A 17,582-nucleotide genomic window follows, 5' to 3' on the forward strand; every position below is an offset into this window, starting at 1 on the left:
GTCTCCTGGGTGAGGCTGACCCCCCGTTCGGGCGGGGACCGACCGGCAGAGGTGAACCGATGAGCCAGTCCGGCAAGACCCCACCGGTGCTCGACGTCGACGGGCTGCTCGACGACCCGCGCACGAAGATCATCGTGTGCTGCGGGTCGGGCGGGGTCGGCAAGACCACCACGGCCGCCGCCCTCGGAGTGCGCGCCGCCGAACGGGGACGGGACGTCGTCGTCCTCACCGTCGACCCGGCGCGCCGCCTCGCGCAGTCGATGGGCCTGTCGGAGCTCGACAACAACCCGCGCCGGATCGAGATCGACGGCGACGGCGAGCTGCACGCCATGATGCTCGACATGAAGCGGACCTTCGACGAGATCGTCGAGGCGCACGCCGACCCGGACCGGGCCAAGCAGATCCTCGCCAACCCCTTCTACCAGTCGCTGTCGTCCAGCCTCTCGGGCACGCAGGAGTACATGGCGATGGAGAAGCTCGGGCAGCTGCACCGCTCCGGCGCCTGGGACCTGATCATCGTCGACACCCCGCCGTCCCGGAACGCGCTGGACTTCCTGGACGCCCCCGAGCGGATGGGCCGCTTCCTCGACGGCCGCTTCATGAAGATCCTCGCCGCCCCGGCCAAGTCCGGCGGCCGCCTCGGCGTCAAGGTGATCAGTGCCGGGTTCGGCGTGTTCACCGGCGTCATCAACAAGGTCCTCGGCGTCCAGCTGCTGCGCGACGTGCAGACGTTCGTCGCCGCCTTCGACACCATGTTCGGCGGGTTCCGGGAGCGCGCCGAGAAGACGTTCAAGCTCCTGCAGACCCCGGGCACCGCGTTCCTCGTCGTCGCAGCGCCCGAGCCCGACGCCCTGCGCGAGGCGTCCTACTTCGTCGAGCGCCTCGACGAGGAGCGGATGCCGCTCGCCGGTCTCGTGGTCAACCGCGTCCACGAGACCGCCGACGACGTCCTGTCGGCGGCCCGCAGCCAGGCCGCCGCCGAGACGCTGGAGGAGCGCGGCGAGCACACGCTGACCGCGGCCCTGCTGCGCCTGCACACCGACCGCATGCAACTGGCCGCCCGCGAGGACCGCCTTCGCGACCACTTCGCGTCGACGCACCCGACCGTGCCGGTCACGGCCGTCCCGGCGCAGGCGGAGGACGTCCACGACCTCGACGGCCTGCGCCAGGTGGGCGAGGATCTGGCCGCTCCCACCGCGTCCCCCACCGCCGCCTGACGTCCAGCCGGAGAACTGCACGCGGGCCGGACTCCGGCGCCGTTACCCGGACGTTCCGCCATCTCGCACTCTGATCAGCGAAAACCCGTATTTTCGGGCATGGCGATAGGCCCGTACCCAATGGGTGGTACGGGCCTACCGGCCACGCTTTATTTGGACCGTGCCGATCCTCGGACGCCGCCGGACGGGCCCCGGGGACCCGTCGAACTCAGCTTGCGACGAGCTCTTCGCTGGCGACGAGTTCTTCCTCGTCGATCTCCGCCGACCGCTCGTACTCTTCCTTCGCGGTCTCCAGCAGGTCGCGCCACGAGCGCACATCCGGTCGCCGCCGCAGCAGGGCTCGGCGCTCCCGCTCGGTCATCCCGCCCCACACGCCGAACTCGATCCGGTTGTCGAGAGCGTCGGCGAGACACTCCGTGCGCACCGGGCAGCCGCGGCAGATGAGCTTGGCTCGGTTCTGCGCCGCACCCTGCACGAACAGAGCGTCCGGATCCGCGTTACGGCAGGCGGCGCGGGCGGTCCAATCCGTGATCCACATCTTGGCCCCACTCCCCTAGGGTCTGTGTCGATTTGCGCTCCTTGGCCGGACGGGCGCGGACGTCAGGCCGCCAAACGAAAGCCGTGGGGAAGAACTTACGGAAGCGAGGGACGTTTCAACAGCCCCCGTTGGGCCCATTCTCGATATAGCCCACCGGGGCCATACCGCCGGAACGGACTAGTTACCTGCAGTTGACGCGCCAGACACCGCGCAGGTTGTCACGATGGGGGCATAACGGACGAAGATCCTGATCAGCCGGTCCGGAAAGCACGAACCCCGGGGGACCTGTCCCTAATGCACTGCTCGTCCCGCGTACCCTAGACCCCGTGCGCGTTGCGAAGAACGATCGGGCCCAGGCCGCGTCCACGCTGTTCAGGTTGCTAGGTGCCGGGGTGGTGGCAGGCCTCATCGTCGCGCTCATCGCGCTGCCCGCCGTGGGCAGCGCGGGGCTGACCGCCCGCGACGCCGCCAACAACTTCGAGGACATGGACAGCCGGCTCAAGACGACACCGCCGTCCGAGAAGACGGTGATGTACGACGGCAACGGCAAGCAGGTCGCCACGTTCTTCGACAAGTACCGCGAGTCCGTCCGGCTCGACCAGGTCGCCCCCATCATGCGGCAGGCGATGGTCGACATCGAGGACTCGCGCTTCTACGAGCACGGCGCGCTCGACCTCAAGGGCACCATCCGCGCGATGGCGTCCAACGTCGAGTCCGAGCAGACGCAGGGCGGCTCCACCCTCACCCAGCAGTACGTCAAGAACCTCCTGGTCGACAGCGCCAAGACCGAGGAGGAGTACCGCGAGGTCACCGCGCCCACGGTCGGACGCAAGCTGCGCGAGCTCCGGTACGCGCTGGACGTCGAGCAGCGCCTCACCAAGGACCAGATCCTTGAGGGCTACATGAACGTCGCCTACTTCAGCGCCGGCGCATACGGCGTCCAGGCCGCGTCCAAGCGGTACTTCAGCATCCCCGCGTCCAAGCTGGGGCTCGGCCAGGCCGCCCTGCTCGCCGGGATCACCCAGAACCCCACGGCCTTCGACCCCATCCGCAACCCCAAGGACGCCCGCAAGCGGCGCGACGTCGTCCTCTACCGGATGGCGCAGCTCGGTCACATCACCAAGGCGCAGGCCGACTCGGAGGCCGCCAAGCCGATCCAGCTGAACCGCACCGACCCGGTCGGCGGCTGCGAGACCAGCAAGGCGCCGTACTTCTGCGAGTACGTGAAGTACGACATGCTCAACATCCTGTCGGACGGCAAGTACTGGCAGCTCAAGCCGAAGCAGCAGCAGAACGTCGTCAACAAGCTGAACCGCGGCGGCTACACCATCCGCACCACGCTCGACATGGACGACCAGCACGCCGTCGACAGGGCCCTGCGCGGGACCGTCGCCCCCGGCGGCAACCGCGTCGGCGCCGAGGCGATGGTCGAGCCCGGCACCGGCAAGGTCCGGGCCATCGGGCTGAGCAAGCGGTACGGCGCCGGCAAGGGCCGGACGACCATCAACCTCCCCGCCGACTCCGCGCACGGCGGCGGAAGCGGCGTCTCGGCGGGCTCGACGTTCAAGGTCTTCACCCTGGCCGCCGCCATCGACCAGGGCATCCCGGTCAGCACGACCATCAACTCGCCGCAGACCACCACGGTCAGCGGGTTCCAGCCCTGCCGCTACACCGGGATGTTCGACGGCAAGAAGGTGAAGAACGCCATGGTCGGCGGCGGTCCCTGGACGCTCTCGAACGCCGGCGACAGCGAGAAGGGCAACTTCAACCTGAAGACCGGCACCTGGCACTCGGTCAACACCTTCTACGCCGTCCTGGAGAAGCGCGTCGGCGTCTGCAACGCCGTCAAGATGGCCGAGAAGTTCGGGATGAAGCAGGCCACCGGCGACCCCCTGATGCCGATCGCGTCGCAGGTCCTCGGCGTCAACGACATCGACATGGTGCACCTCGCCGCCGCCTACGCGGGCTTCGCCGCACGCGGCAAGTACTGCGCCCCCGTCTCGGTGACCGAGGTCGTCGACCCCGAGGGCAAGAAGCTCAAGCTGCCCAAGCCGGACTGCCACCAGGCCCTCGACCAGGACGTCGCCGACAAGGTGAACTCGATCCTGCAGGGCGTCCTCACCAAGGGCACCGCGGCCGGACGCAGCATCGGACGTCCCGCCGCCGGCAAGACCGGAACCTGTGAAGAGTTCACCTGCGCCGTCTTCGCCGGGTTCACCCCGAACCTCGCCGCCGCCACCGCCTACTGGGACTTCCGCGGCCCCTGGCAGTACAAGGTCTACGGCGTCTACGGCGCGGACATCCCCGGCGGCATGTGGCAGCAGTCCATGCGCAACGCTCTCTCGGGCAAGCCCGCGCCCGGTTTCCAGACCCCGACCCGCGACTTCGGCGACACCACGGACGTCCCGCAGGTGAAGGGCCTCACGGTCGCCGCCGCGACCGCCAAGCTCAAGGGCGCCGACCTGAACGTCCAGGTCGCGTCCGGCTCCGTCGACTCCGACCAGCCGAGGGGCACGGTCGTGTCCACCTCGCCCGACGCGGGCACCTCCGTCCCGCCCGGCACCACCGTCATCCTCTACGTGAGCGCCGGCAAGAAGCGCGGCGGAGGCGCCCCGCCCGACGGCGACTGACGCGAAAGGGCCCGGCGCCGAGCCGGGCCCTTTCTCATTCCGCGAGCTGCCGCTTCACCTCCGCCGCGACGCGCCCGCCCTCCGCGCGCCCGGCCACCTTCGGATTCACCGACTTCATGACCTGCCCCATCGCGCGGGGCCCCGACGCGCCCGTCTCGGCGATCGCGTCCGCCACCAGCGCCGTCAGCTCCTCGTCGGACAGCTGAGCGGGCAGGTACCCCTCCAGCACCTCGCCCTCGTCCCGCTCCGCCTGCGCCTGCGCCTCGCGCCCCGCGTCACCGAACGCCGTCGCGGCCTCCCGCCGCTTCTTCGCCTCCCGCGTGAGCACCTTCACGACGTCGTCGTCGGAAAGCGTGCGCGACTGCTTGCCGGCGACCTCCTCGTTCTTCACCGCCGTGAGCACCATGCGCAGCGTGCGCGTCCGCAGCTCGTCGCGCGCCTTCATCGCGGACGACAGATCGGTCTCCAGCTTCTCCTTCAGGGTCATGCACAACATCATGCCCGTCCGCGACCTTCCGCCTCATCAGGATTACCGACCGGTGCCCATGTCTGAAAGCATGGACCCCTGAGAAGGGAGAGCCGTGCGAAAGATCCACGCCGTGCCGCTGGGAGTGCTGGGCGCGGGCGCCGCGACCTTCGGGTACGCCTCGCTGATCGAGCGGAACTGGTTCCGCCTCCGCCGCTTCGACGTGCCGGTGCTGTCGCCGGGCCGCCCCTCGGTGAAGATCCTGCACATCTCCGACGCGCACCTCACACCCGGCCGGTCCCGCCTGATCCACTGGGTCCGCTCGCTGGACGCCCTGGAGCCCGACCTCGTCGTCAACACCGGCGACACGCTCTCCCACCGCGACGCCATCGGCCCCTTCCTGGACGCCCTCGGCCCCCTCCTCGACCGCCCCGGCGTCTTCGTCTACGGCTCCAACGACCTGTACTCCCCGGTCCTGAAGAACCCGCTCCGCTACATCTGGCGCACGAGCAAGTCCGACTACGGCCGCCGCCGCCGCGAGCCCGACCTCCCCTACCGCGAGCTCGGCTCCTCCCTCCAGGCCGCCGGCTGGCTCGACCTCAACAACCGCATCGGCCGCCTCAAGGTCGGCGAACTGGACATCGAGTTCGGCGGCATCGACGACTCCCACATCAACCGGGACCGCTACGACAAGATCGCCGGCCCGGTCGACCCCCAGGCCGACGTCCACCTCGGCATCATGCACTCCCCGGAACCCCGCAACCTCGACCGCTTCACCGCCGACGGCTACGACCTCCTCCTGGCCGGCCACACCCACGGCGGCCAGGTCTGCGTCCCCTTCTACGGCGCCCTGGCCACCAACTGCGGCATCGACCGCCCCCGCGTGAAGGGCCTCCACAGGCACCGCGGCTCCTGGCTCCACGTCTCCGCGGGCCTGGGCACGTCCCCGAAGGCCCCCATGCGCTTCTGCTGCCCCCCGGAGGCCTCCCTCCTCACCCTCGTCCCCCGTCGGTGAACTGGAAGACCGCCCCGCTCCTCGCCACCCTGTACGACGTAGCCGTCCAGAACCGCCCCCTCTCCCGCCTGGGAGCCCGCGCCCTCTGGAACTACGACATCACCCACCTGCACATGGCCATAGCCGCCCAAGACCCATCCGCCCTAACCCTGGACATCCCCTGCGGCGGCGGCCTGGCCGTGCGCGACAACCCCCGCCACGTAGCCGCCGACCTCTCCCACACGATGCTCAAGAGGGCCCGCCGCAAGACAACGACCCTCGTCCAGGCAGACATCTACAACCTCCCCTTCCCCACCTCCACCTTCGACCGGTGCCTCACCTACAACGGCCTCCACTGCCTAGAGGACCCCCAAGCCGCCCTCAAGGAACTGACCCGAGTCCTACGCCCAGGCGGCACCCTCCAAGGCACAACCCTCGTCAGGGGCGCCGGCCGAGACCCCTTGATCAAGCTCCTCCAGCACCAAGGCGCCTTCGGCAACCCGGGAACAGCGGCCGACCTCCGAACCTGGCTGGAGACCGCCCTCCTGACCGACATCACCCTCACCACCTCGGGCGCCGTGACCGCCTTCACCGCCCGGAAAACAGGGACGCAGCACTCCCCGGCATCCGCTAAGGTGGACTAGGCGCCGGGAGGACGTACAACTCCCGGGCAGCCACCACCGGGGTGTAGCGCAGCTTGGCAGCGCGCTTCGTTCGGGACGAAGAGGTCGTGGGTTCAAATCCCGCCACCCCGACAGAAAACGCCAGATCAGAGGCCGGTTCTCCCCCAAGGAGACCGGCCTCAAGATCTTTCGACCCCCATCTGACCCCGACCCTGAACGCGACGCCACGACATCCAGGGTCACGCACCGACACCCTGCGGCCACATCTCAGCCCCTCCGATACCCCATCTGAACCGTGGCCCCGACACTCCTGCAGCGCAGGATCGTCGTCTACTGGACGGCTGCATCGCGGGCCGAGCTGCCCGCCGCGTCCATCACAACCTCGTGACCCCGCACAGCCTCGACGGCCAGCACGGCTGCACAGGGACCAACTCTGCCGTACAGAGCGTCTCAGCAGCCAACACTCAGCCGGGCTCACGCCCATCCGACGGACGGCCGGCACCTCGCGGAGCTACAGTGACACCAGGCTCCGCGCCATCCCACACCCGTGAGAAACCGCCGACATGCCGCCTCCGACCACGGTCCAGACGAGACCACCACGCGGAAGGCGTTACAGACCAACCCCTCGACGAAGCCCTCAAGAACGCGTTCGTCTGGACCCAGTACCCGGCGACGAGCTACTCGGCGATCCCACGACGGCCCTGGGGCTCGGCTCGGCCGAGGCGACGCTATAACCACCAAGGGCATCACTGCGACCGGCTTGGACATCTCCCAGCCCAGTGTCAGAAGGCCCGTGCCCGTTGGGCCCACCTCCCCAAAGCACACTTCGAACACGGCGACGTCCTCGACTACCTTGCCACCGCCGATGGCTACTGGGACGCCATCCACTCGATCTGGGGACCGGTCTGGTTCACCAACCCGGAAGTCCTGCTCCCGCTTATCCAACGAATCGGCCTACTGAACCGTATCTGCCGGAGGAAAGGTGAATGATCCCATCAAGTGCCTAGCGCGTTCTTTGGAGGGCCTTACACGGATCTAGCTGACATCAGGGCGCAGGGCTAGACGGCCAGATCCAGCGGCAGATCAGTGATATCGCGGATTCGTTTGCCGTCTACCAGGGTGTTGAGCATGTCGATCGCCTCGTCGTTCTCGGTCTCCCCAACCGCCTCAATCAGCTCCGGCAGTGCAAAGTGGTACACCGTATCAATATCGCCGGTTCCGAGTGCCAGGGAGGCCAGCCTTGACGGTGATGGCTCCCCGGTGACGACCACAGTATGCGGAGCGCGCCCTTTTCGGTTCCGGATCACATTCAATGCTTCGGAACGCGCATTCTGTGCGCGATCACTTCGCAAAGTCCATTTGCACGAGACAATAGCGTGAACGATCGCACGCTTTTGGTTCGCCCTTCGAATGACGGCATACCGCCCGAATTCGGCATCTACAAGCTCTCGTTCACGATTAATCACTTCGTCCGACTCTGGGCTCCGCACGATCAGGACGTCGGGACTAATCTCGTATGAGTTCCCCAATACCGAGGCGAGGGTCGGGTCATTCTGGACGGCGCGAGCCAGATCAGCCAGGTGAGTATAGGGCTCATACTTGGCCACCTGGTACTCTTTACGGGAACCGCCGACGTTATATATCGTCCAATCGCCAGGGCGTAGTGATTGGAAACAGGGAAAGGTCTCCCTCAAAAAGACCTCAACAGCCTGTTCGAACTGCTGGCCCGCACGCTGCCCCTGTATTTTTTGCTCTACGATGCGGGCGGCGAGATCCTGTGCGATTCTTCCCGCTATAGCGACGCTGGTCTTTTGACCTTTATCGGCATTGGAGGCAATATGACTCGGCGACAGCGTAAGTGTACGCCTATTGACAAGGTCGTCATGGAACTTTTTCCTGGCTGCGGCGAGAATTGAAGTCATACAGCTAGGCACCCCCCTTTGATAACGCGAAAATGTTAAAAGAATAGCTCGACTGAGTCAGTCTAGTCGATCCGCTTGTATCGTACACCAATATCACAACATCTGCCTCCTATAGCTCGCGGCTGCATCAGCTCCAATTACCGACACTGAGTCGGTATCGTCAACCTCGGCCAGCACTCCTTCGTCAATGTCACCGCACAGGTCTAGCAGGTCGCCTTCCAGCGACCCCTCTTCCAAGGCAGAAAGCCGCTTGCCAGCCTCGCCGTGACCGTTGCTCTGCGCCGTGGAGAACCAACGCCGAGCCTCCTCATTTCGCTGCAGCTCCTCAAGAGCATCGCCTAGCAGGAAAGCGGCATCCCTGTGGCCTGCATCCGCCGCGAGCGCAAGATAGATTTCGGCAATCCCCCTTTGGCCTTTATAGAGGTACGAGCGACCCGAGGAGTACGCCTCATATGCCGCGACTTCGGCATCCAGGGCCTCCGGCGTGCCCGACGCCATTTTACCCGCACGGCCATTCCAGTAGCGCGCATCATCGATGTTGCCCGAAAGCCACTGCAGTACAGCGATCTTCCGGAGGGATCTCTCGTCATCCTGCGCGATTGCGCGTTCAAGCAGACTGATCCCATACTCGCCGAAGAGCCCAGCCGCGCGATCATGGCGCGGATCATTTGGGTTGAAGCAGCTAGGCTTCAACTCCTCGACCGCGCCGCCGGCACGCAACACAGCATCAGCGAAGTCGTTTGCTTCTTCCACTGCGCCGACCGAGACTGCCCTCTCCTCGCCTCTTGGAGACTTGACGTACGCGATCGTCAGATGAAGCAAGCGGAGATTGCATCTTTTAAGCTTCCTTAGGTCACTGCCCGTCTTCATGCGGCTGACAGTGGAAGGGTCCAGACCGCCCGGCAGGTCAGGGCACAGCAGCCTATACGCCACCGCCACTTCCCTGCTCCTTCCTGAGATAACCTTCTGGGCTACGCCGGACTCTTCGAGGAGGGCGCCGACCAAGCGGGTCTGCTCGCGAGGTATCCATTCAGCGTGTTGCTGGTGCTCCATTCCCGAACCACCTCACTGCCCAGTACCGAGAAGTCGATGACGACAGGAGACTAGTCCGGCATGCCCGGACTGTCCACCCACCCTGCACGCTTTTCACCCTACTGTCCGTATTTCATTTTCTTGCACACTGGAAGGGACCGGCACTGCACATTGCATGCACGGTTCGCCGTTCCATGCAGTCAAACCGCGGATCCCACCGGCCGACCAGCTGGAATGCGAGGAGCCAGTGACCGGCAGCCCAGTTCCGTGAAATATTTCAGGGCGTTGAAACCGTTGACGCAGAGTGCTCAAGACTGATCGCCTTGCCTGCGTGGAAAAGGACGACTCCGCAGCTGCGGTCATTCGACGAGGCGAGCAGGCGACGCTGTGGCACTACACCGACGCTCGAGGGCTGCACGGCATTCGAGTGAGCGGTGCGCTGCTCCCGTCTCTGCGGGAAGCGAACCCGCAGGATGCGCGCTATGGCGACGGCCAGTATCTCTCCGATGTACCCCCAGGGGCGATGTCCCTCGCCCAGCTGTCCCGGCGCCTCGCGGGAGTCCCGTGGCAGGGGCGCCGCTTCACGCACTACGTTGAAGTCGACGTCATGGGACTTGCCTTGGTTGAGTGCAGGAGCTGCGTCATCCTTGTCCCCGGGCGCGAGCCGCTGCAGGTCGATGGGAGGATCGTCTCCTGGGGGGCGAACGAATGGTCTGGTACTTGAGAGTCGAGTGGGTCCACAGCTTCAGCGAGGAGCCAGTCGAGATCTACAGCGAGGTCGGCGACGACGGCTACGAGGTTCGCAAGATCGAGCTGTTCCGCGACGGGCACCTGCAGTACGCTGACGAGCGCCATGAGGCTGCAGGGACCAGTCTCTCGGAGACGCCCGTGGGCACAGTAGCTGAGATCGCTGCCGATGAGGAGTTCCGGCCTCGTACGATCACCGGACAGGAGTTCGAGGAGATATGGGCTCGGGCCGTCGCGACACGGGACGGGTAAGCCCCGCGACTGATAGCGACGTGACCGGCGTGGCCTGGCAGCCCCCTGAAGGCTCTTGGGCCTCATCAGCTGCAAATCGCCGCAGCATGCTCGGAAACCGCAATCGCGACACGTCGCCTGAGCTCGCCCTCCGATCACTGGTCCACGCAGCTGGGCTGCGGTACAGGGTGGCAGCCAAGCCGCTCCCAGGGATGCGCAGGACCGCGGACCTGGTCTTCCGGCCGACTCGGGTAGCTGTCTTCATCGACGGGTGCTTCTGGCACGGTTGCCCGGAGCACTTCGTGCCGCCCAAGACCAACCCGGAGTACTGGCGGGGAAAAATCGGCCGCAACGTCGAGCGGGATCGCGACACGGATGCCCGTCTCGCGAACGCCGGGTGGCTCGTGCTGCGGTTCTGGGAGCACGAGCCAGCAGACCACTGCGCCCACGCGGTCTGCGAGGCTGTCCAGTCCCGTCGCTCTGCCAGCTGAGTGCCTCTGGCCATCTCAGCCGCGCAGCAGCGTTGAGGCTTCTTGATCGAGAACAGGAGCGAGCCGCGGGATCCCGCTTACTGCCTGCTCTGCAGGCACCTCCACTCGGCACGCTTCCCAGCGCCCATACAATCCTTGGTCCTCCGGCACCTGGGCCTTAATCCAGCTACTGGCAACAGAACCGATCGCTCTGATCGCGAAACGGTCTGTGAGCTGCAGAACGACGAGTTGCCAGAGCGGGTCGCACCGCATGACCTCGTATTCGCGACGGGACAGGAAGAACGTCAAGCGGTTGCGGCGTGTGGTGGCCTTGGCCTCGATGTGCAGGCTATGCCGGCCGGCGTGGACCCCGATGTCGTAGCCGTATCCGTCGGAGTAAGCAGCGACATGCTCGATTCCCGCGGCTGTTGAGGACGAGAGCAGCTCTACAAGGGCGGTTTCGCCGGCGGCACCGATCCGCGAACGCTCGGCTGCATCGACCTTGCCCCACAGAGCGTGGATCCCCTGGTAAGCCTCAAAATCGCTTAGACCGAGCGCCGCAGCGGCTCGTGCCGCATCGAGGGGAAGCTCGGCCGGCACGCGCACATGGACGTCAGCATCCGGGAACCACGAGACATCTCCAGTAAGCAGGGCGGCTCGGAATATGAGCTCACCGGCCGGCAGCGCCTCGTCAGGATTTTGCAGCAGCCCAGCCTCCGCCAGCCATCTGTAGGCGGCGTCATACTGCGTAGGGCTGATGTCGCTGTACTCCGCGTGGGTGGTAAACAGCGCCCGGCACCTTGCTCGGCCGTTGAGGGGCAGCTTCTCAAGCCAGCGGAAAGCGGCTCGCAGGACGGGGTCAGGCGGTACGGGCACGGACGTGGCCCATCAGCGCCCGAAGGTCGGCCTCGTCAAGGCCGCCGCCGACGGCCGGTTCCTCATCGAGGTCGGAGAGCTGCCTCACGCCTGGATCGTCCAGCACTGTCCCCATGAAGTTGAGCTTTTCATCCAGCCGCAGCTTCACGACGTCGTCAATGGTCTGCTCTGATGCCAGGACGGTGATCCGGGTCTCTGCCTCGGGAGACAGGCCGAGGCGGTGGATCCGGTCCATGCTTTGCAGGAAGCGGCCAGCAGCAAAGTCCCGGTCGACGTACACCGCGTCGTGGCAGCACTGGTGGAGGCTGATGCCCTCGCCGAGGGTCGCCGGGTTCGAAAGCAGCACCATGCAGTCGGGGTCGTTGCGGAAGCGATCGATCTCCGCCTGGCGGTCCTCTGTACCGCCGTGGACCAGCGCCGGCCGGAACCTTTTCAATATGCGTTCGAGGGTGTTGAGGCTGCGGATAAAGGTAGACCACACCAGGGTTTTCCGTCCCTGAGCAGCGTTCGCGTCCACGATGGCCAGTGCTTCCCGGTACTTCGGCGAGAGCTCGTAGCTTGGCAGGTCCCGCAGAAGGTCGAACAGCGGTGTCCCCTTCGGCACCTGCAGCGGCGGAACCTGGTATTCCAGCGGCTCATAGCGGGTGGTTCCTGTGTGCAGAAGCGCGGGGCTGGTCGCGGCCATTAGCAAGTAGACCGTGATCTTCCCCCAGGCTAGGAAGTCGGCCTCCGACCCAGTGGCGCGCGCGGAGAACCTGCCGACGAGTGCTTCGTAGATCTCGTTGTGCAGGAGCGGCATCTCCAGCGGTGTGATCTTGGTGCTGACCGGGGGGAGGCCCAACTCGTGCTTCGTCGTACGGACGAACAGTGGGCGGAGGGCCTCGCTCGCCTTTGCGAGGTCACCGCCGCCGACGGCTTGGACCACTTGCTGGCGGCCGAAGCCCGGCCACACGAAACCGAGCAGGTTCTCCAGATCCTTGGCACCGTTGGGTGCTGGTGTACCCGTCAGAATGAGTCTGCGTCGGGCCAAAGGGCCGAGGGCTAGGCATGCTGATCCGTAGACGCCCCGGACTCCAGCCTTCATCCGGTGGGCTTCGTCCAACAGCAGCAGGGACGGCCTCATCGAAAGCCACGAACCTAGTTCGTCGAGGGCGCCGTCTAGTCGCTCATAGTTGATGATCAAAGCATCAGCTGACGGATCAGGGGCCTTGCCGTACAGCGACATCCGCAGAGGCCGGCTGAAGCACACCTTGTTCTCGTACAGCCAGGACTCGTAGGCGGACTTGGGACCGACGACAAGCAACCGCTCGACATCGCCCTGCTGGCGCAGAGCTTGGAATACAGCCAGACCGACACGGGTCTTGCCAGCCCCTGGGACGGAGAAGTTTGCGCCGTGCCGCAGAGATAGGAGCTTGACAATGTCGCGGCGCTGGAAAGACGTGAGGTTGCCTGTCCACAGGGGACCGAGAAGGTCGCGGAGGCCCTCAGGAGCAACTTCAACCGCGGCCGATGGTGGTGACGCTAGCCGCTGGGCGACAGTCTGGGCGTCAGCGGTGGAGTCTCTAGCGAGATTGGCCAGCTGCGGCTCCCAGTGCACAGTCTTGGGCTCTGGCCACATGCTGAGCGCACGGAGGTTGCTGAGCAGGTCGTCCAGCTCGACGTCGAGAATGGTCGGCGTACGCTGGACACCGCTCTGGAAGCGCAAGGCCAGCCGCCGCAGGTCCGATGCGCGGTCCTTGCGCGCATGCAGCCGAGCAGTAACCGCGTCGTCGCCGAAACCGATTTCGAGGCTTAGACCGGTAACAGCGTCCACGTTCACCGGTCCTTTGTAGCGTTGAGGAGCCAATCCACGCCGTCTCCAGGCGACGTGAAGGTTCTGCCAGCCTGCTTGGCCAGGCGAGCGAGGCTCTCGCGCAGAGCGATCAAGGCATCGTCGAACGTCTCCTCGTCCAGTGCGCGCTTAGCCCTCGCCTCTGCGAACTCAGCAGCACACTGGTCGATGAACTCCGCTGCATCTGTCAGCCGCTCCGGGACGGCGATCCGCCGCTTGCGCAGCCGGGCGTCCTTTCCAGCGAGGGTGGTTGCTGTCTCGAACACCTCCCTGGCTTCGGTGAAGATGGTGTTCGCAGCAGAGACCTCGGCAGGAGGGATCTTGCCCGGAGCCCTTCTAGCCGCATCTGCTCTCAGAAGCTTGTCGGTGAGATCGCGGACGGCTTTGACGTCAGCGGCATCTCCGGGGACCACAACATCGTCGAGCCCGGGTATACCGACCGAGCCGTCGCCCTCATCGCCGTCTGAGCGAAGCGATTCAGGAAGCCGCTTCTCTAGATAGCGCTCATAGAAGTTTGCTTCGGCAAGGCGGAGCGTCGTCTTGGGGAGGTTGAGAACCACCATGGCAAGACGCGCTTCCTTCAGCCGCTCAGCGCCGTCGGGATCTGCCGTAGCCAGCGTGGCGTAGTCGCGCGCTAGCTCTCTCAGCTTCTCCTGGTGGTCTTCGAAATCCACCAGGCGGAGGCCAATTCCCTCTTTGGTCCTACTGCGGTCGATGGCATCGTTGATCAACTCGTAGACCCATCGGTCCCGTTGGAGGGTTGGGAGCTTGATGTTGAACTCTCTGGCGATGTCCTCCTGCTTGCGTCCGGCGGCAAGCTCCTCCTCAACCGCTATGAGCCTGTTGAGGTACGAGTAGTCGCGGCGCTTATCGCGGCGAAGCTGCAGGGAGAGCTCGACCCTGTTGATGTCCTGCCGACTAGTGTCATCTGGCAGGACTCCGACCCGGATGTGCTCCTTCCCCAGCTCTCTGAGCGCAGCGCACCGAGTGTTTCCGTCGACCAGGATGCCGTTCGGGCTGATGATCCCAGGGTCCCGCTGGCCGAACTCCTCTAGTTCTTCGAGAAGCGCCGCGTACTCTGGATCGGTCTTGCTCGGATCCTTCGGGTCTCGGGTCAGCAGGTAGCGGAGGTACTCCTGTCCTTCCTCACTCCACGGCCGCTCGTTGAGGGCCTGGTTGCGTTCAGGATCGAGGGTGCGCTGCGCACGCACACGGTGAGTGTCCGGGTTGAAGTACAGCATGCCCACCGGCATAGAGATCACGTAGAGGTGCCGCTGCTCGGCGCCCCTCCACTCGACAGTGATCTTGGCGCCGTCCTCAGCCGCAGCCTGCTTCAGCCGCTCCTGGACGAGTGCCCTGATGGTTTCGCCCTCAGGCGGAATGCCGAAACTCGCAGCCATAAGCAATGTCCCTCCAATGGGCTAGCGTAGCGATCGCCGTGGACTTCGAGCACCCAGCGCTCTCGGCCGCTGGGTGCCGCAGACACCCAGCGCTCGGTAGTTAGGGGAGGCAGAGTGAACGCACCCGCCTGGGACGACCCGGAACTTAAAGCAGGCGGTATGGTCCGCGCTGCCCTGTGGCTCGTCCAGGAGGTAGGGGAGGGCAACACCTTCACCAAGGAGCAGCTCCGGGCCGCCTTCCCTGGTGTCTCGCAGATCGACCGCCGTGTGCGCGACCTCCGCGACTACGGCTGGAGCATCCTGGCCAACACGGAAGACGCCAGCCTGACCACCGAGGAGCAGCGGTTCGCCAAGATCGGTGCAGCCGTCTGGGATCCGAAAGAGCGGCGTGCCGCGAGCCCCCGGAACACTGCGTCCGCCAAGGAGATCAGGGCGACCCTGGAGCGTGACGACTTCCTGTGCACCGTCTGCGGTATCGCCGGCGGCGAGGAGTACCCGGATGACCCCAACAGGACAGCGGTGCTGTCAGCAACTCGACGCACCACCGTGCTCCCCGACGGCCGCCAGGAGGTGCTGCTCGTCACCGAGTGCAAGCGCTGCCGAGCTGGCTGCCCTGACGCCACAGCCAGGGCCGACGAGATCTTGGCCGACATCCGGATCCTCGATCCAGCGGAGCGGAGAAGGCTTGCACGCTATATCCAGCGCAACCGCCGCGTCTCCACCCCCGTCGAGCGAGTCTGGTCGGCCTACCGACGACTGCCGGCGGATGCCCGTGCTGAGGTTCTTTCTCAACTGGAGGCTGAGCTCCACTAGGAGCGCGGCGGAAGTCGACGGCTGGTCCGGCCGACCGTAAGCTCGTGGTCTCATCAGTCGCATGCTGGATGGTGGGACGACCCGCTCCAGCCCCCCAGACTACAACGAAGGCACTGAAGCATACGCGGGGTGAAAGCTGCATATGAGTTTCAACGGTGCTTGGAGGGAGAACAACTTGTCCGGAGCTGCCGAGGGCAAGCCGCTCGAGGTCGTAGAGATCTGCGCAGGTGCAGGTGGTCAAACACTCGGCCTCGAACGCGCCGGATTTCGCCACCGCCTCGCGATCGAACTGGACGAGAATGCTGCTCGCACACTTCGCCACAACCTCGTCAAAGTCTTGGGATACGACGAAAAAGAAGCTAATGACACGGTTCGTGTAGGCGATGTAGCCGATCCGAGAACCTGGAAGAAGCCCAGCGAGGACTCTGACCGCAGCGAGGACTCCAAAAGCAACGAGGGCTGGGATCTAGACGAATACAACAATATAGACCTGCTAGCCGGAGGTGTACCATGCCCTCCATTCAGCATCGCAGGCAAGCAGTTGGGCGCTAGCGACGAGCGCGACCTGTTCGCTTGGGCAGTCGAGCAGTGCGGCCGCATTAAGCCCAAAGCTCTTCTCCTCGAAAACGTCAAAGGCTTGAGCGGGAACCGCTTCACCGCGTATCGGAAGCACGTCCTCGACCGACTCCACGAGGACGGTTACATCGCCGAGTGGAGGTTGCTCCAAGCCGACCAGTTCGGCGTTTCCCAGCTGCGTCCTCGATTTGTTCTAGTGGCACTTCAGCCCGAGTACGCTAGGCATTTCCACTGGCCGACGCCGCATATCGAGCGCCCTAAAACAGTCGGAGAATTGCTTCGGGACTTGATGGCTGAGGGCACCTGGACCACAGAACAGCTCGAAAGCTGGATCAAGCAGGCCGATGACATCGCACCCACTATTGTAGGTGGCTCCAAAAAACACGGCGGTGCCGACCTCGGCCCGACGCGCGCCAAGGCAGCTTGGGCGGCCATGGGCGTCGACGCCAAGGGAGTGGCCGACGACCCGCCTGGGCCGACCAACCCCAGAGTCAAGGGTGCCGAGCACCCGATGCTCACCGTTGAGATGGTTGCCCGGATCCAGGGTTGGTACGGTAAGGATTTTGCCGAATGGGAGTTCCTCGGAGGCAAGACCTCCAGGTATCGGCAGATAGGCAACGCTTTTCCCCCGCCTGTCGCCAAAGCGCTCGGCGTGGCAATCAAGGAAGCTATTCAGAAGACTGCCAAGGAGCGTTCCCTCATCGAGAGCACAAAGGTCACCCTTGACCCAGTGTACAAGATCTTGCGCGGCCGGAAGCGGGCCATGACGGTCGAGCAGTTGGTCGCCAGGCTAGAGAATGACGGGACTCCGCTGGTGCAGCCGGAGGTGGAGCGTCGGCTCTCTCATCTGAGCCACGACTTCGAGTTGATCGAAAAAGAGCGTTCAACGGGCGAAGTGGCCTTTCTCTTGGGAGAATTCAAAGCATTCATCGGCCAGGACGACCACCAGCGACACCAGCTATTCGCTCAGCACCGCACTAAAATCAGTTGACAGCTAACTTAGGGACTGCCGCCGCCGGTACCGGACACGAGGAGTTGCAGGTCAGCTGTCACTACTCGGTAGGTGGCGCCTATGTGGATGATTCTGCAGGGAAAGCGGTTCTCGCGGGCGAGTTGGTACGCGCGGGTTCGGCCGATGCCGAGGGCGCGGGCGGCGGTCTCGATGGTCGTTGTGGTGGGAAGGGCGGCGAGCTCCTCGTGGGTCATCGGCTTCATC

The 17,582-nt window shown here is 65.2% G+C and carries 17 protein-coding genes and 1 tRNA gene; 10 read left to right on the plus strand and 8 right to left on the minus strand.

Annotated features, from left to right (window positions below; all coding sequences use genetic code 11):
• Positions 1-59: 59 nt before the first annotated feature.
• The gene (gene bagB / locus BJ999_RS41025; RefSeq protein ID WP_179838210.1) at positions 60-1,217 is read left to right on the plus strand and encodes an ATPase BagB; all 1,158 of its coding nucleotides are present in this window, start codon (positions 60-62) and stop codon (positions 1,215-1,217) included.
• Between the two features lie 208 nt (positions 1,218-1,425).
• Here bagB and BJ999_RS41030 read toward each other — a convergent pair whose 3' ends face one another.
• Entirely contained in the window at positions 1,426-1,755 is a 330-nt protein-coding gene (locus tag BJ999_RS41030; protein ID WP_179838211.1) for a WhiB family transcriptional regulator, read from the minus strand.
• Between the two features lie 326 nt (positions 1,756-2,081).
• Here BJ999_RS41030 and BJ999_RS41035 point away from each other — a divergent pair, with 326 nt between their 5' ends.
• Positions 2,082-4,385, plus strand: coding sequence for a penicillin-binding protein (locus BJ999_RS41035; protein WP_179838212.1), 2,304 nt, complete (start codon positions 2,082-2,084; stop codon positions 4,383-4,385).
• 34 nt (positions 4,386-4,419) lie between these two features.
• On the opposite strand, the gene BJ999_RS41040 is transcribed toward BJ999_RS41035, so the two are convergent.
• On the minus strand, positions 4,420-4,872 hold the full coding sequence (locus BJ999_RS41040; RefSeq protein ID WP_179838213.1) for a GatB/YqeY domain-containing protein: 453 nt from the start codon (positions 4,870-4,872) through the stop codon (positions 4,420-4,422).
• A 94-nt stretch (positions 4,873-4,966) separates the two neighbouring features.
• Between BJ999_RS41040 and BJ999_RS41045 the strand changes: the two genes are divergently transcribed.
• The 3 genes from BJ999_RS41045 to BJ999_RS41055 all read left to right on the plus strand — a co-directional run bounded on the left by BJ999_RS41045 (position 4,967) and on the right by BJ999_RS41055 (position 6,600).
• Positions 4,967-5,866, plus strand: coding sequence for a metallophosphoesterase (locus BJ999_RS41045; RefSeq protein WP_179838214.1), 900 nt, complete (start codon positions 4,967-4,969; stop codon positions 5,864-5,866).
• Positions 5,863-6,489: a class I SAM-dependent methyltransferase gene (locus BJ999_RS41050; RefSeq protein WP_179838215.1), complete on the plus strand. Its 627-nt coding sequence runs from the start codon at positions 5,863-5,865 to the stop codon at positions 6,487-6,489. Before BJ999_RS41045 ends, BJ999_RS41050 begins: the two co-directional genes overlap by 4 nt.
• A gap of 37 nt (positions 6,490-6,526) precedes the next feature.
• Positions 6,527-6,600, plus strand: a tRNA-Pro gene (locus tag BJ999_RS41055).
• Between the two features lie 926 nt (positions 6,601-7,526).
• On the opposite strand, the gene BJ999_RS41060 is transcribed toward BJ999_RS41055, so the two are convergent.
• The gene (locus BJ999_RS41060) at positions 7,527-8,390 is read right to left on the minus strand and encodes an NgoMIV family type II restriction endonuclease (RefSeq protein WP_179838216.1); all 864 of its coding nucleotides are present in this window, start codon (positions 8,388-8,390) and stop codon (positions 7,527-7,529) included.
• A gap of 93 nt (positions 8,391-8,483) precedes the next feature.
• Positions 8,484-9,443, minus strand: a complete 960-nt coding sequence (locus BJ999_RS41065) for a tetratricopeptide repeat protein (RefSeq protein ID WP_179838217.1) — start codon at positions 9,441-9,443, stop codon at positions 8,484-8,486.
• 310 nt (positions 9,444-9,753) lie between these two features.
• Between BJ999_RS41065 and BJ999_RS41070 the strand changes: the two genes are divergently transcribed.
• The 3 genes from BJ999_RS41070 to BJ999_RS41080 are packed head-to-tail and all read left to right on the plus strand — an operon-like array spanning position 9,754 to position 10,891.
• The gene (locus BJ999_RS41070; RefSeq protein ID WP_179838218.1) at positions 9,754-10,146 is read left to right on the plus strand and encodes an HYD1 signature containing ADP-ribosyltransferase family protein; all 393 of its coding nucleotides are present in this window, start codon (positions 9,754-9,756) and stop codon (positions 10,144-10,146) included.
• A complete protein-coding gene (locus BJ999_RS41075) occupies positions 10,131-10,421 on the plus strand; it encodes a DUF6881 domain-containing protein (RefSeq protein ID WP_179838219.1) in 291 nt (96 codons plus the stop codon). The genes BJ999_RS41070 and BJ999_RS41075 overlap by 16 nt, the downstream gene beginning before the upstream one ends.
• Positions 10,388-10,891 carry a very short patch repair endonuclease gene (locus tag BJ999_RS41080; protein WP_179838220.1) on the plus strand — a complete coding sequence of 168 codons (504 nt, stop codon included), beginning with the start codon at positions 10,388-10,390 and terminating at the stop codon, positions 10,889-10,891. Before BJ999_RS41075 ends, BJ999_RS41080 begins: the two co-directional genes overlap by 34 nt.
• 15 nt (positions 10,892-10,906) lie before the next feature.
• On the opposite strand, the gene BJ999_RS43930 is transcribed toward BJ999_RS41080, so the two are convergent.
• Genes BJ999_RS43930 through BJ999_RS41095 form a run of 3 tightly spaced genes read right to left on the minus strand, consistent with a single transcriptional unit; the run spans position 10,907 to position 14,977 of the window.
• Positions 10,907-11,746 (minus strand): protein NO VEIN domain-containing protein, encoded by an 840-nt coding sequence (locus BJ999_RS43930; protein WP_179838221.1) that lies wholly within the window; start codon positions 11,744-11,746, stop codon positions 10,907-10,909.
• Positions 11,730-13,565 (minus strand): DEAD/DEAH box helicase, encoded by a 1,836-nt coding sequence (locus tag BJ999_RS41090; protein WP_229810053.1) that lies wholly within the window; start codon positions 13,563-13,565, stop codon positions 11,730-11,732. The genes BJ999_RS43930 and BJ999_RS41090 overlap by 17 nt, the downstream gene beginning before the upstream one ends.
• Positions 13,562-14,977, minus strand: a complete 1,416-nt coding sequence (locus tag BJ999_RS41095; protein WP_179838222.1) for a ParB/RepB/Spo0J family partition protein — start codon at positions 14,975-14,977, stop codon at positions 13,562-13,564. Before BJ999_RS41095 ends, BJ999_RS41090 begins: the two co-directional genes overlap by 4 nt.
• A 114-nt stretch (positions 14,978-15,091) precedes the next feature.
• Between BJ999_RS41095 and BJ999_RS41100 the strand changes: the two genes are divergently transcribed.
• Positions 15,092-15,790 (plus strand): hypothetical protein, encoded by a 699-nt coding sequence (locus BJ999_RS41100; RefSeq protein WP_229810054.1) that lies wholly within the window; start codon positions 15,092-15,094, stop codon positions 15,788-15,790.
• Positions 15,791-15,965: 175 nt separating this feature from the next.
• Positions 15,966-17,357, plus strand: coding sequence for a DNA cytosine methyltransferase (locus BJ999_RS41105; RefSeq protein ID WP_229810055.1), 1,392 nt, complete (start codon positions 15,966-15,968; stop codon positions 17,355-17,357).
• Between the two features lie 8 nt (positions 17,358-17,365).
• Here BJ999_RS41105 and BJ999_RS41110 read toward each other — a convergent pair whose 3' ends face one another.
• On the minus strand, positions 17,366-17,581 hold the full coding sequence (locus BJ999_RS41110; RefSeq protein ID WP_229810056.1) for a helix-turn-helix domain-containing protein: 216 nt from the start codon (positions 17,579-17,581) through the stop codon (positions 17,366-17,368).
• Position 17,582: the final 1 nt, after the last annotated feature.

Origin of the sequence: Actinomadura citrea, from assembly GCF_013409045.1 — a bacterium.
Lineage (GTDB): Bacteria > Actinomycetota > Actinomycetes > Streptosporangiales > Streptosporangiaceae > Spirillospora > Spirillospora citrea.

Excerpts from the sequence above, each read along its gene's own strand:
- BJ999_RS41030 (WP_179838211.1), bottom strand. The coding sequence starts at position 1,755 with ATGTGGATCACGGATTGGACCGCCCGCGCCGCCTGCCGTAACGCGGAT.
- BJ999_RS41110 (WP_229810056.1), bottom strand. The coding sequence starts at position 17,581 with ATGAAGCCGATGACCCACGAGGAGCTCGCCGCCCTTCCCACCACAACG.
- bagB (WP_179838210.1), top strand. The coding sequence starts at position 60 with ATGAGCCAGTCCGGCAAGACCCCACCGGTGCTCGACGTCGACGGGCTG.
- BJ999_RS41080 (WP_179838220.1), top strand. The coding sequence starts at position 10,388 with ATGGGCTCGGGCCGTCGCGACACGGGACGGGTAAGCCCCGCGACTGAT.
- BJ999_RS41060 (WP_179838216.1), bottom strand. The coding sequence starts at position 8,390 with ATGACTTCAATTCTCGCCGCAGCCAGGAAAAAGTTCCATGACGACCTT.
- BJ999_RS41095 (WP_179838222.1), bottom strand. The coding sequence starts at position 14,977 with ATGGCTGCGAGTTTCGGCATTCCGCCTGAGGGCGAAACCATCAGGGCA.
- BJ999_RS41040 (WP_179838213.1), bottom strand. The coding sequence starts at position 4,872 with ATGACCCTGAAGGAGAAGCTGGAGACCGATCTGTCGTCCGCGATGAAG.
- BJ999_RS41075 (WP_179838219.1), top strand. The coding sequence starts at position 10,131 with ATGGTCTGGTACTTGAGAGTCGAGTGGGTCCACAGCTTCAGCGAGGAG.
- BJ999_RS41065 (WP_179838217.1), bottom strand. The coding sequence starts at position 9,443 with ATGGAGCACCAGCAACACGCTGAATGGATACCTCGCGAGCAGACCCGC.